Below are 12,467 nucleotides of genomic sequence, written 5' to 3'. Positions count from 1 at the left end.
CGTTTTCGGCGATAAGTCCTTGGCCGTTCGGGAAAAACCGAAAATTTCCTTTCCGGCGCTGGACAAGCCCCCGAATCCCCGTTATATGCGCCGTCAACGACATAAGATGTCGTTCTCGTGGGTGATTAGCTCAGTTGGTAGAGCAGCTGACTCTTAATCAGCGGGTCGTAGGTTCGAGACCTACATCACCCACCATTTTATCTCTCTGAAATTCACCAATGCTGAACCATCTGCGGTGACATATTGCATTCGCCCCTACCTGATTCTCGGTACAGCCAACCTCCAATAGATTGATCACCGCGTTTTTGTGAAGGCCGTGAAAGACGATCCGCTCTTCTCGGAAACGGGAGAATTCTTTACGGCGCATGAGTTTCTGCCACTCGGTGCGGAAGCCATCGGCCGATCGGAAGGGAAGGCCCCTTGCGCCGACGTGAAGCTGAACCGCGTCAGCGGGCATTTGTTCAATCCGTTTGCGATATTCACTGTGGAGTGGAATCCAGACTGTTCGCTTTGTCTTTTGCGCTTTCACCTCTATCGTCGCTTCGCCATCCAGTGAGCGCTTCATTCTCAACACATCACCTTGACGCTGTCCGGTGAAAAAGGCGGAAACTGCGATCATTTGCAGATGCGGAGGCGCATGCATGAACAGGGTTTCAAACGCCCAGTCGGGCCACGGTGTCCAAGGTTCGCCGCCGGGTATTTTCTCGGTATGACTAACCGGGTTGATCGTGCAAAATCCACGCGGGATTCCCCAGGCCATTAACCGGGACAGATAGGCGCGGAATTGGTTTGCGGCTGCAGGTGTCTCCGACATCGAATCGATAGCTTCCTGCGCATCAACGGTGGTCAGGTCTGCGGGCATGTCGTTGCCCCATATCTTGACTATCAGTTTGCCATATGCGGAATAGCCGCGGCGTGTGGATTTGGACAACGAACGCCATACCGCATTTGCTTCGCTTTCGAATGTTTCCACAAGAGCGCGAAAATCACGGATACCCTGACGATTTTGTCGCATGAGAGCATCGAACGCTTTCTCAGCCTCAGCCCCAAAAATTCTGCTCCTTGCAGTGTGGCAGGCGTTTCCCGCCAAGCAGAAAGCCTCTGTCATCACGGGAAAGCTGATCGCATATCGCGATGTGGAAGTTAAATTCGTTTGTGAGAGGGTCAGGCAGCCTGATGGAAGGCCAAGCATTCTCTGTATTTCGGTCGCGCGTATAAAACGTGTATGTTGTTTTGCCGCCGTCCTTTCGCGACTTGGTTACCCTATGTACGTGTTTCGGCAGGGCGACCATGCCGCTTTTGCCCGATCTTTTCACGGAATTTTCCTCCTAGTCCTTTGGGTTGTTCGCGCTGGCCGATACTCATCGCGCGATCTAGATCATCGCGGTACCAGAATTTGCGGCGTGTAGTATTTACGACTCTTGGCTCCGGATAGGCGCTGCCGATCCGTTTCAAAAACTCTTCTATGCTGCGTTCTCCGCAATAGGCAGCGGCCATGTCGGCAAGCATTCGCGGTGGCCAAGAGTCTGGGGGATTTCTTGCCGTTCGCATCAGCTTTGGTGCCTCCACATCTCATAGTCCTTCACCATTTTCCGCCATCGCGCTGCGGCGGCGGGATCTGTGTTCAATTGGCTGCGGCTTGTGATCGCCAGCACGGACCGCACGCGCGTCGCGGCCGTCTTGTCTGTCACCGGATGCGGCAGGGTCGTGCCTTTCGATCAGAAACCGCATGAAGGCCGGTTCTGCGCACTTCATGGCGCATTCGGCGGCATAGTCCTTTGCTGGTTTGCCGCCCTTGGCTTCAAGCGCCTGCCTCAGCCGTTCGATCTCGCGGCGCCGCTCGGCATCTCGTCTGGCGGCGGCATCCAGCATGCCGATCAGGTCGGCGGGGATTTCGATATGCCTTCGGATCAGTTCGCGGTTGTCGGCAGGGCAGGTGACCGGAAGCGAGCAGATGATTTCCGGTTCGCCCGGGCCCGTGACCTCAAGATGCATGCCGGCGGTATCGGCCAGAATGTCAGCCAGCGGGACAGCTCTGGAAACGAGCGCCCGATAGCCGTCCAGCCGCTCGCGTGCAGGCGGACGATTAGCCATGGCTGGATACTTCATTCAGAAACCGTGCCGGAATGTGCTCGAACTCTGCCGGTTCATCGCCTGGTCTTGCCTCCCGCATCGGCATCCAGAAGCCGATGAACTCCGGATGACCCGCCACGGTCATCACATTCGGCCCGGTCTTTCGCAGCCAGTGCTTTGTGGTGAGTGTCTGCTGGGGGCTCATGACATCGAGGAAGCCGGCGAACAGGGCCGTATCTGCGGGTTGAAGCGGACCTCGTCGACCCCGAACGAACCTGCCATCCAGTTTGCGATCAACCGCCTCCAGTCGTGGGGAATACCGCGGCTGATGCGGTAATCGTGGCCAGGCATCAGGCGTCTGCAGTCGGATGCAGTTTGCTGGAACAGCACGGGCAGAAAGTCCTCCCCCTCTCCGGCATCGGCATGCCAGTTGGGCGGCGCCATCTTCGGGAAGATCATCATTCCGGCCTCGTGGAACAGGGCTTCTCCGGCCTGTGTCCATTCCGGCAGGTTGAAGGCATGTTCCCAGCCGCAGGAGAACATCCTGACCGGATCCCGCTGCCGGCAGAGGTCGAAGGCCTCGTCGGGAAGGTCGAGCGTCACGGCTTCAGATGCACTTCCGTCCGGATCGTGGATCATGGCCATGGCGTGGCCGCTGAACACGCTGATGAATACGCCGCCTTCCGGCGCCGGTTCGACACCGATATGACCGAGGGGAAAGCGTGCCGGATCCTGCGAGCGGGCATAGTCGATCACGGCCTTCGTCGGCCACAGCCATTTTGCGTTGAAGGTGCATGCGAGCGGATCTGACAGAGGCTCCGCCTCTTGGCTGGTTGCGCTCATTCCATCGACTGCCTCTGGCTTCATCGTACTGGCTCCCGAAGTTGATTTAGGGGAAAGCGAGAAACGCGGGCGGACGCCCATGCTTCGCTGAGGCTGCAGATGCTCAGTTTCCGAGGATGGAGAGGGCGAGAAGGGCGGTGATGCCTATGCCGGCACAAAGGCCCACGATGAATCCGAGCCAAGAGGCTATGCCCAGACCTGTGCCTGTCGCAGGCAACGGGTTACGCGCGAAAAATTGGTGCCTCGACAATTTCTTTGAAGCTGTTTCTTCGGCGTTCGATCTGTTTGTGACCGGTATGCTGAATTTCTCTCCCCCAGATCCGCAGTTGCCAGACCGGCATCGCGGATACCTTGCCGGCTTTGTTCCGGTCACGCCATGCCCCCGTGCAATGTTCTGCGCGCGGCATGGCCTTTCCCTTTTTCCCTTCGCACGCTCCGGTCGGCTGTCTTGCCGGTCCGTTGCAGCGCGCGGCGTGTGACCGGCTTTCTCCTCCTGGCCGGTCCGCGCGGGGTGCGCCGGAGCGGGTGTGGGTGCCTGCTCCGGCGCTGGTCCCTTTCAACTGCTGCGGCCCCCGGCCCATGCTGCTGCCCCTTCCGGCTTCGCCCGCCCTAGGGGCCTTATCCGACTGACCTGACCCTAAACCGCGATCCACCGTCCCGCCATGGGAAACGACGCCGGGTATTCCCCGGCGCGCATGGCCTTTTGTTGTTTTCGAAAGGGAGAGACATGGCCGAAGAGCCCTCCATCGATCCGTTCATTCTCGCCGTCCGCTGCGCCCAGCGCGACCTGATCAAAAGGGCAGGGGGGATCGAGCGCGTTGCGCTGATTACCAACCGCTCGACCAGCTCGGTCGGCCGCTGGAACGGCAAGCACGATACCGACATCATGCCGATCCCGGTGGCGCGGATCCTGGAAGAGGATACCGACGCGCCGCTGGTGACCGAGGCCATGGCTGCGGCTTCTGGCCGGCGGCTGAGCGAACCGGATGAGCGCAGCAGGACGGCGCTGTCGCTAATCCAGTGCATGGCCGGCGATCAGGCAAGTGAAAGCGAACTGATAAGCACGATCCTCGAAGCGCTGGCAGACGGGCATGTGACGCCTGCGGAAGCGCATCAATGCCTGCAGAAACTCTCCGACAAGGAATTGAGCGAGGACCGCCTGAAACGCTGCCTGATCGGCGCGATTGCCGGCGGCGGTCTTTCGGTGCCCGGCGGGAGGAACGGACGATGAAAGGCGCATTTCCCTTTGCCGAAGCGCCATCGCACCGGGTGATGCCCGGCGAGATCCGGCCCCGGCCATGGCAGCCGGAAGAAACCAGACGTCCAACCGAAGAGGATGCATCACCGGCAATCCCGATGCGCGAGCTTACCGAGGAAGAGCTGGACGCCCTCTGCATGGAAGCGATCGAGGCTGCGACCGACTGGCGGCGGCTGGAGTCGTTTGCGACCGGCGGCGTGAAACCGGTGCGGACCTGAGGATCCTTCCGCTCCGGTGTCCCGCCGGGGCGGTGGTGACATCACCGGGCTGACGGCGGAGTTCGATGCCCATGTCTGGCCGCTCTACCCGCAGAAGGTGGCCCGCAAGACGGCGCTGAAGGCATGGGCGTCGGCAAGGCAGCGGGCGGACCTCGACACGATCATGGCCGGGCTGAGGCGCTACGTCGCCAAGCGTGACGACCGGCCATGGTGCAATCTCTCGACATGGCTCAACCAGGACCGCTGGACCGACAGGCCGGCCGCGTCCTCACCATCGCAGGCCAGATCGCCGCCACGGCCTTCAGGCACATCTCGCTCCGAACAGATCCGGGAACACAACAGGCGGGTGCAGGAAACCCTCGACAAGCGCATGAGGCACGACAATGGCAACAGTGACGACATTGGTAACCGGGAGACAGACATCATCGACATCGGCAGATCGGACTGGACGGCGCATGGCAGCCCACGAAGCGGCCCTTGAACCGGCAGGCGAGCATCGCTCGGATCTGATGCTGTCCTCGCTGATGCAGTGCGGCTTCACGGTGCCCGACAGCATCGACCCGGAGATGGCCGCGGAGCTTTATGCCAGCGTGCTGCGCGACAAGCCGGTCGCGGCCATGCGTCGGGTGTTCACAAACCTCAGGCTTGGCCGCTATGAGCGCTTCCGCTCGTTCCTGCCGAAGCCGGCCGAGCTCTCCGCCCTGATCGATGATGCCGCCCGCCATGACCGGGAGATGCTGCGGATCGAACGCGAACGGCTGAAGGGCATCGAAGAGCGCCGGCGGCTTTCGAGACCCATCTCGCCGGAAGAACGGCAGCGCCGCCGGGAGAAGGTCGCAGCCGCCAGGGCATTGATGGCGCAAGCCGCCGCAAAGCGGGCAATGCCAACCACGGGAGAGCGCGATGACCACTGAGAGCGAAGACCGCAGGACGGTGCGAAAGTCCTTCCTGAAGTTCTACCGGCAATGGTCGACCTTCGGCGATGACAGCGACGAACGGGCCTTTGCCGAATGGCAGGCGATGACCACGGAAGACCGGGAGAAGGCCTCCACCCTGCTGCCGGCCTTCCTCACCCTTGCTGCGCTGAAGGGCAGGGCGGTGAAGTTTGCCGCCAGCACCTATCTGAGGGACAAGCGCTGGCAGGATGTGCCGGACGGCATGGAAGCCCCGGCAACCGGCCCGGCCATTGCCGCGACCTTCGGCAAGGCGTGGATGGCAGAACGCTTCATCCGGCTTGGCGAGCCTGCCATGAAGCTGCCGCCGCTGACGCGGTTCCAGGAGCATGAGATTGCCGCAGGCCGGCAGGACCGCAGCTCACTCCAGCACGAGCGGATGCAGAAGATGGGCTGGCCGTCGGTGAACGCCATGCACGAGCAGGCGCTGCACCATCCGGGCAGGGGGGTGCGGGTGACGGCGGAGACGGTGCTTGCCGGTGCGGACTTCGAACAGGTGCGTGTCGGTAGCGATCTGTGGCTCGCCTGGCAGGCCGAACATGACGCCCGGTGCTTTCCGTGGCTTCCGGATCCCGGGCGGGCGCAATGGATCTACTTCCCGCCGGGCGGAACGCCGGCAGCGGCACTGACGGGTTTCTTCGGGAAAATACAGCGGATCCGGCAGGGCGAGGCGGCAGCACGATGATGGTGGCAATGATGACGACTGGGATGACGGCAGACGCAGGGGCAGCGGCAAGGGACAGGCTCGAAGCGGAACTGGGCGAACGCAGTCTGCGCAGGATGCACCGCGACGACACGATCCGGCGCATCCGGCAGGACGAAGATGGCGCGCTTGCCGCCAACACCGCAAGCGAGACGGCATGCTGGTATGTGGCAGCGGTTCATCCGGGTCACGAGCAGGCAACCGAGGCAGCGCTGAAGGCGATCGGAGCCGAGGCTCTGGTGCCGATGCGCCAGGGCAAGCGGCGCAGACGTCGCGGCAGGCTGCTGCCGCCGCAGGACGAGGTGCTGATGACCGGCTATGTCCTCGTCCGCTTCGTCAGCACGGCGAAGGCACTGAGGGGGCTGCTGCGGCAGGAACATGTGACGGCGATCCTCGGCGGCTGGGAGACGCCCTATGCCATCCCGGCCGATGCCGTCGCAGCGCTGATGCGCAAAGCCGACAACGGCGCCTTCGACTATGACCGGCAGAGCGATGTCCGGGTCGCTGCCGGAGACCGGGTAAAGATCGAAGACGGGATCTTCGCCGGGCAGGTCGGAACCGTGACAACCCCCAACACCACGGGCAGGGGCGATGTCGTCATCGAGGTCGATCTGTTCGGGCGCATGACGCCGATGGTCGTGCCGCTTGCCGTAGTCACCAAACTATAAGCCGAAAGGCAGAAACCCGTCACGGCGGGCAGGGTGCAGAAGGGCGGGTTGCTTCGGCGAGCCGCCCTTTCCGTAAAGGGCTATAGACCTTCCGCATAAAAACGGCGGGTCCTCTGATGTTCGTTTGTCAAGTTTCTTGCACACTGGTCCGTTTGGCGAGGTAGCAGCCCCGCCGTGTTGGAAGTTTATGTGACGCGTATTGCAGGGGGCAGTGCAGATAAGACGACGGTAGATCACACTCTGATACGCGGGTTGGTTACCGCAGGACCGATGATCCGTCTTGGGCTCGCCTGCTGTCTTCCTGCGGACGTCGGCCAACTCTGCGAGAGTGGCCGGTCACTAAGGACCCTCGAGGGTTCCCTGGATTGCTCTGCCCCTAGTAATACGCGTCAATGATGGTAAACTGAACTTTCCCCTTTCTCTGCTCTCAATCCCATCGTCAAGCGGCGGGCGGCGCCGGATGCACATAGCGTGCGATGGCCCAGATAAAGGCAGCCATCTCTCTGGCTATTGCTGTGGTTACAACAGTCTGCACTTTTCCGCGTGAACTCAGGCGCCGGTATCTGGCACACAGTCTGATCTGTGCTTTCCAAGCGATGTCTCTGACAGGTTTGGGAAGTGCCTCCAGTCTGCCTGAGTGTTCTGATCCGACAGCCGCATGGCATCGGTAGGCCCATGCACCTTCAATCAAGACGCGTCGGGCCTCTTTTGAACCTGCCTTGGTGATTCCGCCCCTTCTGGTGCTGCCTCCACTGGAATACTCTGATGGCACGAGACCGAGATAGCTCATGAACTGCCGCGGCGTATTGAAGCGGTTTATATCGCCGGTCTCTGCGACGATGGTGACGGCTGAGATGAGCCTCACGCCACGCATGGCCTGGATCGCTTGCACGACTGGCCCCAATGACCACTCTGGGATTAACATCTTTATCTGTGTTTCGAGCCGGGAAAGCCTCTTGTCGGCATCATCGACAGCGTCGACGTATTCCTGCAGGACAATCTGATGTGCAGGATGTTCAAATCGGAGCTTCGAAAGCCATAGCCGATGTTTCTTCGTCCAGTTGTCTCCCGATCTGTAGATGCGGCCATGCCGCAAAAGGAAACCGGCAAGCTGTTGTCGGGCCCGGCGCCGGTTCTCCATCGCCGACGTGCGGGCACGCACCAGGTCACGTATCGCCTCATGACTTTCATCGGGAACCCAGACTGCGGTCAGCTCATCGGCGCGATGCAGGCGTGCCAGCAGGACGGCATCTCTGCGGTCTGTCTTAACCCGGTCTCCAGGGCGCGCCGGTGTCAGAGATGGCGCAACGACGATTGAAGGACATAGCCGCAGGGACCGGCCTCGTAGCAGAAGCGGAGTATGGCTTCATGCTTCCCGAGCTTGGCGACCAGACGTCGAACGGCTTCGTGTGAGTTCTTAATCTCTCCGAGATAACGCACTTCACCGCCACGTATGCCTTCCGCCACAGCGACAGCGATTGTCTCTTTGTGGACGTCAAGCCCGACAAATAATGTATCCTCTCCCATGGTCCGTCTCCTCGTGTATGGGGCTCTTCTCCGTCGATGCGGGGCAATCCCCGACATAACACGACGGGGGCGGGCTGCCCCCCGAAACGAACATTGGGTCCTTCCTGGCACCCTTGGCCATGCGGGCATTTGGCACCGCGCGGGTTGCCCAGTCCGAGACTAAATTCAAAGCCTAAAGTCGGGGCTAAAGTTTAGGGTAAAGTGAAAGGGGAATGCCTCACCATATTGCAGCAATGCATGGGGCTTGCTGGCCACACGCTCCGAGCTTTCTGACCGGCAGTAAAGGGGCTGTAACCTGTCAGGCAGCTTGTGGGAACGAAGCTGGTGAAGCAGACATTCGGCTTCAAAGTGGGCGATGCCATTTCTGTAGACCATTGCCGGCCTTCGTGTCATCTGTAGCGAAGGTCCGAAAAGAGCCCGGTTTGCTCAATGCTGCAGACAGAACGAAAGACCGTGACTCTTATTTGGCGCATTGTCGGAGACAACAGTTCATTTATAGTTCAGCGACCGTCTGCCGTGCCTGAGGACAAGTGTGCGGACCGCTATGGCGGTCCGCACATGAGAGCGGATTATTCCACCGCCTCGGCGGCCTGCGCGATTACCTCGGCCACCTCATCTGGGCTCGTCATCGGCAGCATGTGGCCGTTCTTGATCTCAATGACTGTCGAACCGGCGCGCTCTGCCATACGGCGCTGCAACTCGGGCGAGATCAGCAGGTCCTCGGCGGCGACTGTCATCCAGCTCGGTTTGTCATCCCACGCCACAGAAACAACCTTATGCGCAAGATTGTCTGCGTTGGCCCATGCCTGGGACCGTGCTACAAAGAGGGCCTCTTCTTCTGAAAGACCGTTGCCGGCCAAGGATACGAATGCGTCGTCATTGACCAGGAAAAAACCATCATCGGTGACTGTGAGCTTGTCGGGGGTGAAATCGCTTGCCACTGAGGCCAGCAGGTCGCCGCCGCTTTCCCCAATAGCAGGCTGGAACGCTGTGACGTAGACGAGGCCCTTGACGTCCGGGTCGATGCCAGCTTCGGTGATGACCACGCCGCCATACGAATGACCGACGAGCAGCACTGGGCCGTCTTGAATGTTTAGGCTTCGCTGGACTGCCGCGACGTCGTCCTCGACGGACGTCATCGGCAGTTGAGTGATCGTGACGTGGAAGTCCCGGGCGATCAGTCGGTCGTAGACCTCTCGCCAGGTGCTGCCATCAACGTTTCCGCCATGAACCAGAACGATGTTTTGAACGTCAGCCGTGGCCACGCCCGGCAGCGCCATCATAGCGCCGAGTGCCATGCTTCCGGACAGGAAAAAAGTTTGGATATTGATCATTGGCAATGCCTCTGTCGATTGTTGCAATCTGTGTCAGGAGCAAGATAGCCATGGCGGTGATTGATCACTATGTTGATTGCAGTGATAGAACTTATCAGTGAGGATAATGAATGGATCGTCGCGATCTCCCCGACCTGCAACTGTTCCAGGTCGTGGCCGAGGAGGGTAGCTTTACCCTTGCGGCGCGGCGGTTGGGACGGGCTCAGTCCGGGATCAGCCAGGCGATCGCCGCGCTGGAGCAGCGCATCGGGGTACCCTTGCTGGCGCGGACAACGCGCAACGTGCGCCCGACCGAGGCCGGGCAGCGTCTTCTGAAGTCATTGAGCCCGGCTTTGCGGATGATCGAGGAGGGGCTGACCGAGCTCAGGGAGGCGCGCGGCGGCGTGGTCGGCACTCTGCGGCTGACGTCCATCGAATACCCGGCAAGGGCGATCATGATCCCTGCGCTTACAGGTTTTATGGAACAATATCCAAACGTGACCGTGGATTTGCGCATCAGCGACCGGTTGACCGACATCGTCGAAGCCGGATTCGATGCCGGCATCCGGATGGGCGCGCATCTGGAACAGGACATGTCGGCCGTGCCCCTTGGTCCCGACTTGTGCGCGGTTGTCATCGGTTCTCCGGACTACTTCGCCCGACGCAGCCTGCCCAAGCGCCTGGATGATCTCGCCGACCATGCCTGCCTGAACTATCGAAATGCGAGCCATGGCGACCTGTTCCGATGGTCGTTCAGGCAGGGTGAACGCCGGGTCGAGTTGGCGGTCAACGGCCCGCTGATCACCGACGATGCCCATACTCTTATCGAGGCCACGCTGGCGGGACAGGGGCTGAGCTACCTGTTCGAGCCGTTCGTCTCGGAGCATCTGGCGGCGGGCCGACTACGGACCTGCCTTGAAGAGTTCTGCCCCCTCTGGTCTGGGTATCACCTCTATTACCCCGGCAGGCGCCAGAAATCGGCCGCCCTCACAGCGCTGGTCGATTACCTCCAGTCCAGAAGGCGGCGAAGCGTCTGAGAGTTTTGATGACCCATGATTTGGCCAAGACCGAAAGCCGGCCTTTGTATTTAGGTATCGTAGCGCTTCGTGACGCCCCTAGGCTTGAAGCAGCTATCATTGGGAGCGCGGACTTTCAGGACGACTTGCCCGGAAGGTGAAACTCGCCATTGGTCCAGACGGACCTTTGCATCATGGCATTGACAATTCGAGTTGGGGCATCAGCCGAGACGTCGCGCCGTCGGTGGGCCACGCCCGATAATGATGAGCACTACGTCTACGCTACAGCGTTCTAACACCGCACAAGGCGACGATCCGGAGCAAACCTTGCTTCGCGCTTTGTCACGTCATGCGCCAGCGGGGCGGCCCATGCACAGCGATGATCCGGCAGCGCCGACAAGCAGGGCGATACCTGCCCAGGGTAGTCCGCCTGCTCCCGCGGTTTCGAGAATGACACCGCCCATGACGGCTCCGCCAAGAATGGCGATGTTCCATGCCGTGACGATCATTGCCTGCGCCACGTCGGCCGCAGGACCGGCAGCACGCGCTGACGCGGTCTGAAAGAGCGTCGCCGACCCGCCGAATGCCAGTCCCCAGATAAGTGCGGCCCCATAGATTGCCAACGGCGCTCCGGCCGTCACCGCAAGTATCAAGACCGCCACAAGAAACAGGCCGATGCCGGCAAAGGTCAATGGCCGCAGCCATTTGTCGATCAACACGCCCGTCAGGCCAATACTGACAAGTGCGGAACCCCCGAAAACCAGAAGGACACTGTCGATCTGGCCCGTCATGCTATGGCCGGCCAGAAGTGGTGCGATGTAGGTGTAGAGGAAGTTATGGGCCATGACGAAGCAGAGCGTCACCGCCAGCACCGGGCGTACGCCCGGAACCACAAAGACCTGGGCCAGGGAAGGGCGTTGTGTTTCAGGCTCGCCGGCGAAATCCGGCACCTTGGCGATGATCCAGCCCACGAGCAGCAACGCGATCACACTGAGTAATCCGAAGGTCAGTCGCCAACCGGCGAGGTTACCGATAAATGTGCCGGCCGGGATGCCGATGGAGAGCGCCAACGGCGTCCCCGCCATCGCAATGGCCATGGCCCGGCCAGCGAGGCCGGGCGGTGCCATGCGAACCGCATAGCCGGCCAGCAACGCCCACAGCAGGCCGGCCGACACACCGCCGACGAAACGCGCTGCCATTGCGACGATGTAACTCGTCGTCAGGGCCGTAATCAGATTGGCGATAGCGAAACCGATGATGGCGCCGAGCAGGAGCGGTCGCCTGCGCCAGCTTCGCGTTGCTGCCGTCAGCGGGATCGCGGCAAGCAGCGACCCCAGCGCATAGATACTGATCCATTGTCCCGCCATGGCCTCGCTCACCCCCAGCGAGCCCCCGATCTGCGGGAGCAGACCGGCCGGGAGCGCCTCCGTCAGGATGGTGACGAAACCGGCAACCGCCAGTGCTGATAGCCCCGCTACCGGCAGCCGTTCGACCTGCGTCGTCACGCTGAGGCCTTCGGCAGCACCAGGTCGCCAACGGTGTAGGTGTGAAACTCGCTCGACGAGACGGTGTCGAGCTTGCGGAACTTTTCGAGGAAGACCGGATCGGAAAAGAAAATTTCGACATCGCCGGGGTCTGAGATCGCCTCGATATTCACGACCGTCAGCCCATCCGTGCTCTTGGCAAGGTTGCTCCACAGAAAGCCCGGCCTCCGCTCGGCGACATAGTGGACGACATCCTGGATCAACCTGAAAGCCTCATCCTGCTGGCCAGGGTGAACGTGGATCACATTGACGATGAAAGTCGTCGGGGTGGGCTGGATCGTGAAGGCGGGAATCATGTTCGTCTCCTTGGGTTTTGGAAGGCCAAGGGATAGCGGACGGGTCGTTATGGAA

At 61.0% G+C, this 12,467-nt stretch carries 16 protein-coding genes, 1 tRNA gene and 1 pseudogene; 9 read left to right on the top strand and 9 right to left on the bottom strand.

Features of this window, described 5'->3' with window-relative positions; all coding sequences use genetic code 11:
* Positions 1–119: 119 nt before the first annotated feature.
* Together HQ843_RS18960 and HQ843_RS18955 are read left to right on the top strand one after the other, a co-directional pair.
* Positions 120–195 (top strand) — tRNA-Lys (locus tag HQ843_RS18960).
* A gap of 121 nt (positions 196–316) precedes the next feature.
* A complete protein-coding gene (locus HQ843_RS18955) occupies positions 317–556 on the top strand; it encodes a hypothetical protein (RefSeq protein WP_180901706.1) in 240 nt (79 codons plus the stop codon).
* A 707-nt stretch (positions 557–1,263) separates the two neighbouring features.
* Here the strand turns inward: HQ843_RS18955 and HQ843_RS18950 are convergent.
* From HQ843_RS18950 to HQ843_RS18930, 5 genes are all read right to left on the bottom strand, one after another.
* On the bottom strand, positions 1,264–1,509 hold the full coding sequence (locus HQ843_RS18950) for a hypothetical protein (RefSeq protein WP_180901707.1): 246 nt from the start codon (positions 1,507–1,509) through the stop codon (positions 1,264–1,266).
* Between the two features lie 63 nt (positions 1,510–1,572).
* On the bottom strand, positions 1,573–2,094 hold the full coding sequence (locus HQ843_RS18945; protein WP_180901708.1) for a hypothetical protein: 522 nt from the start codon (positions 2,092–2,094) through the stop codon (positions 1,573–1,575).
* Positions 2,087–2,278, bottom strand: coding sequence for a hypothetical protein (locus HQ843_RS18940; protein WP_180901709.1), 192 nt, complete (start codon positions 2,276–2,278; stop codon positions 2,087–2,089). Before HQ843_RS18940 ends, HQ843_RS18945 begins: the two co-directional genes overlap by 8 nt.
* A complete protein-coding gene (locus tag HQ843_RS18935) occupies positions 2,275–2,940 on the bottom strand; it encodes a hypothetical protein (protein WP_180901710.1) in 666 nt (221 codons plus the stop codon). The genes HQ843_RS18940 and HQ843_RS18935 overlap by 4 nt, the downstream gene beginning before the upstream one ends.
* Before the next feature lie 197 nt (positions 2,941–3,137).
* Entirely contained in the window at positions 3,138–3,323 is a 186-nt protein-coding gene (locus HQ843_RS18930) for a hypothetical protein (protein ID WP_180897430.1), read from the bottom strand.
* Between the two features lie 320 nt (positions 3,324–3,643).
* Here HQ843_RS18930 and HQ843_RS18925 point away from each other — a divergent pair, with 320 nt between their 5' ends.
* Genes HQ843_RS18925 through nusG form a run of 6 tightly spaced genes read left to right on the top strand, consistent with a single transcriptional unit; the run spans position 3,644 to position 6,716 of the window.
* Positions 3,644–4,147, top strand: coding sequence for a hypothetical protein (locus tag HQ843_RS18925; RefSeq protein ID WP_180897429.1), 504 nt, complete (start codon positions 3,644–3,646; stop codon positions 4,145–4,147).
* Complete coding sequence (locus HQ843_RS18920) at positions 4,144–4,392, top strand: hypothetical protein (protein WP_180901711.1); 249 nt, start codon at positions 4,144–4,146, stop codon at positions 4,390–4,392. Before HQ843_RS18925 ends, HQ843_RS18920 begins: the two co-directional genes overlap by 4 nt.
* 16 nt (positions 4,393–4,408) lie before the next feature.
* The gene (locus tag HQ843_RS18915; RefSeq protein WP_180901712.1) at positions 4,409–4,873 is read left to right on the top strand and encodes a hypothetical protein; all 465 of its coding nucleotides are present in this window, start codon (positions 4,409–4,411) and stop codon (positions 4,871–4,873) included.
* Positions 4,848–5,306, top strand: a complete 459-nt coding sequence (locus HQ843_RS18910) for a hypothetical protein (RefSeq protein ID WP_180897425.1) — start codon at positions 4,848–4,850, stop codon at positions 5,304–5,306. The genes HQ843_RS18915 and HQ843_RS18910 overlap by 26 nt, the downstream gene beginning before the upstream one ends.
* Positions 5,296–6,030, top strand: coding sequence for a hypothetical protein (locus tag HQ843_RS18905; protein ID WP_180897424.1), 735 nt, complete (start codon positions 5,296–5,298; stop codon positions 6,028–6,030). Before HQ843_RS18910 ends, HQ843_RS18905 begins: the two co-directional genes overlap by 11 nt.
* 8 nt (positions 6,031–6,038) lie before the next feature.
* Positions 6,039–6,716, top strand: coding sequence for a transcription termination/antitermination protein NusG (gene nusG, locus HQ843_RS18900; RefSeq protein ID WP_180901442.1), 678 nt, complete (start codon positions 6,039–6,041; stop codon positions 6,714–6,716).
* 439 nt (positions 6,717–7,155) lie between these two features.
* On the opposite strand, the pseudogene HQ843_RS18895 reads toward nusG, so the two are convergent.
* Together HQ843_RS18895 and HQ843_RS18890 are read right to left on the bottom strand one after the other, a co-directional pair.
* Positions 7,156–8,243: pseudogene (locus tag HQ843_RS18895) on the bottom strand (IS110 family RNA-guided transposase).
* Positions 8,244–8,812: 569 nt separating this feature from the next.
* Positions 8,813–9,577, bottom strand: a complete 765-nt coding sequence (locus HQ843_RS18890) for an alpha/beta fold hydrolase (RefSeq protein WP_246710157.1) — start codon at positions 9,575–9,577, stop codon at positions 8,813–8,815.
* 110 nt (positions 9,578–9,687) lie between these two features.
* On the opposite strand from HQ843_RS18890, the gene HQ843_RS18885 reads away from it, so the two are divergent.
* A complete protein-coding gene (locus tag HQ843_RS18885; protein ID WP_180901713.1) occupies positions 9,688–10,593 on the top strand; it encodes a LysR family transcriptional regulator in 906 nt (301 codons plus the stop codon).
* 326 nt (positions 10,594–10,919) lie between these two features.
* Here HQ843_RS18885 and HQ843_RS18880 read toward each other — a convergent pair whose 3' ends face one another.
* Both HQ843_RS18880 and HQ843_RS18875 read right to left on the bottom strand, forming a co-directional pair.
* The gene (locus HQ843_RS18880) at positions 10,920–12,077 is read right to left on the bottom strand and encodes an MFS transporter (protein ID WP_180901714.1); all 1,158 of its coding nucleotides are present in this window, start codon (positions 12,075–12,077) and stop codon (positions 10,920–10,922) included.
* The gene (locus tag HQ843_RS18875) at positions 12,074–12,412 is read right to left on the bottom strand and encodes an antibiotic biosynthesis monooxygenase (protein WP_180901715.1); all 339 of its coding nucleotides are present in this window, start codon (positions 12,410–12,412) and stop codon (positions 12,074–12,076) included. The genes HQ843_RS18880 and HQ843_RS18875 overlap by 4 nt, the downstream gene beginning before the upstream one ends.
* Positions 12,413–12,467 lie beyond the last annotated feature (55 nt).

The organism is Martelella sp. NC20, from assembly GCF_013459645.1.
Classification (GTDB): domain Bacteria; phylum Pseudomonadota; class Alphaproteobacteria; order Rhizobiales; family Rhizobiaceae; genus Martelella.
The sequence above is the reverse complement of the archived record's forward strand: the minus strand, read 5'-3'. Positions and strand labels throughout refer to the sequence as shown.

Excerpts from the sequence above, each read along its gene's own strand:
- HQ843_RS18875 (WP_180901715.1), bottom strand. The coding sequence starts at position 12,412 with ATGATTCCCGCCTTCACGATCCAGCCCACCCCGACGACTTTCATCGTC.
- HQ843_RS18935 (WP_180901710.1), bottom strand. The coding sequence starts at position 2,940 with ATGAAGCCAGAGGCAGTCGATGGAATGAGCGCAACCAGCCAAGAGGCG.
- HQ843_RS18920 (WP_180901711.1), top strand. The coding sequence starts at position 4,144 with ATGAAAGGCGCATTTCCCTTTGCCGAAGCGCCATCGCACCGGGTGATG.
- HQ843_RS18950 (WP_180901707.1), bottom strand. The coding sequence starts at position 1,509 with ATGCTTGCCGACATGGCCGCTGCCTATTGCGGAGAACGCAGCATAGAA.
- HQ843_RS18925 (WP_180897429.1), top strand. The coding sequence starts at position 3,644 with ATGGCCGAAGAGCCCTCCATCGATCCGTTCATTCTCGCCGTCCGCTGC.
- HQ843_RS18945 (WP_180901708.1), bottom strand. The coding sequence starts at position 2,094 with ATGGCTAATCGTCCGCCTGCACGCGAGCGGCTGGACGGCTATCGGGCG.
- HQ843_RS18940 (WP_180901709.1), bottom strand. The coding sequence starts at position 2,278 with ATGAGCCCCCAGCAGACACTCACCACAAAGCACTGGCTGCGAAAGACC.
- HQ843_RS18905 (WP_180897424.1), top strand. The coding sequence starts at position 5,296 with ATGACCACTGAGAGCGAAGACCGCAGGACGGTGCGAAAGTCCTTCCTG.
- HQ843_RS18890 (WP_246710157.1), bottom strand. The coding sequence starts at position 9,577 with ATGATCAATATCCAAACTTTTTTCCTGTCCGGAAGCATGGCACTCGGC.
- HQ843_RS18930 (WP_180897430.1), bottom strand. The coding sequence starts at position 3,323 with ATGCCGCGCGCAGAACATTGCACGGGGGCATGGCGTGACCGGAACAAA.
- HQ843_RS18910 (WP_180897425.1), top strand. The coding sequence starts at position 4,848 with ATGGCAGCCCACGAAGCGGCCCTTGAACCGGCAGGCGAGCATCGCTCG.
- HQ843_RS18885 (WP_180901713.1), top strand. The coding sequence starts at position 9,688 with ATGGATCGTCGCGATCTCCCCGACCTGCAACTGTTCCAGGTCGTGGCC.
- nusG (WP_180901442.1), top strand. The coding sequence starts at position 6,039 with ATGATGACGACTGGGATGACGGCAGACGCAGGGGCAGCGGCAAGGGAC.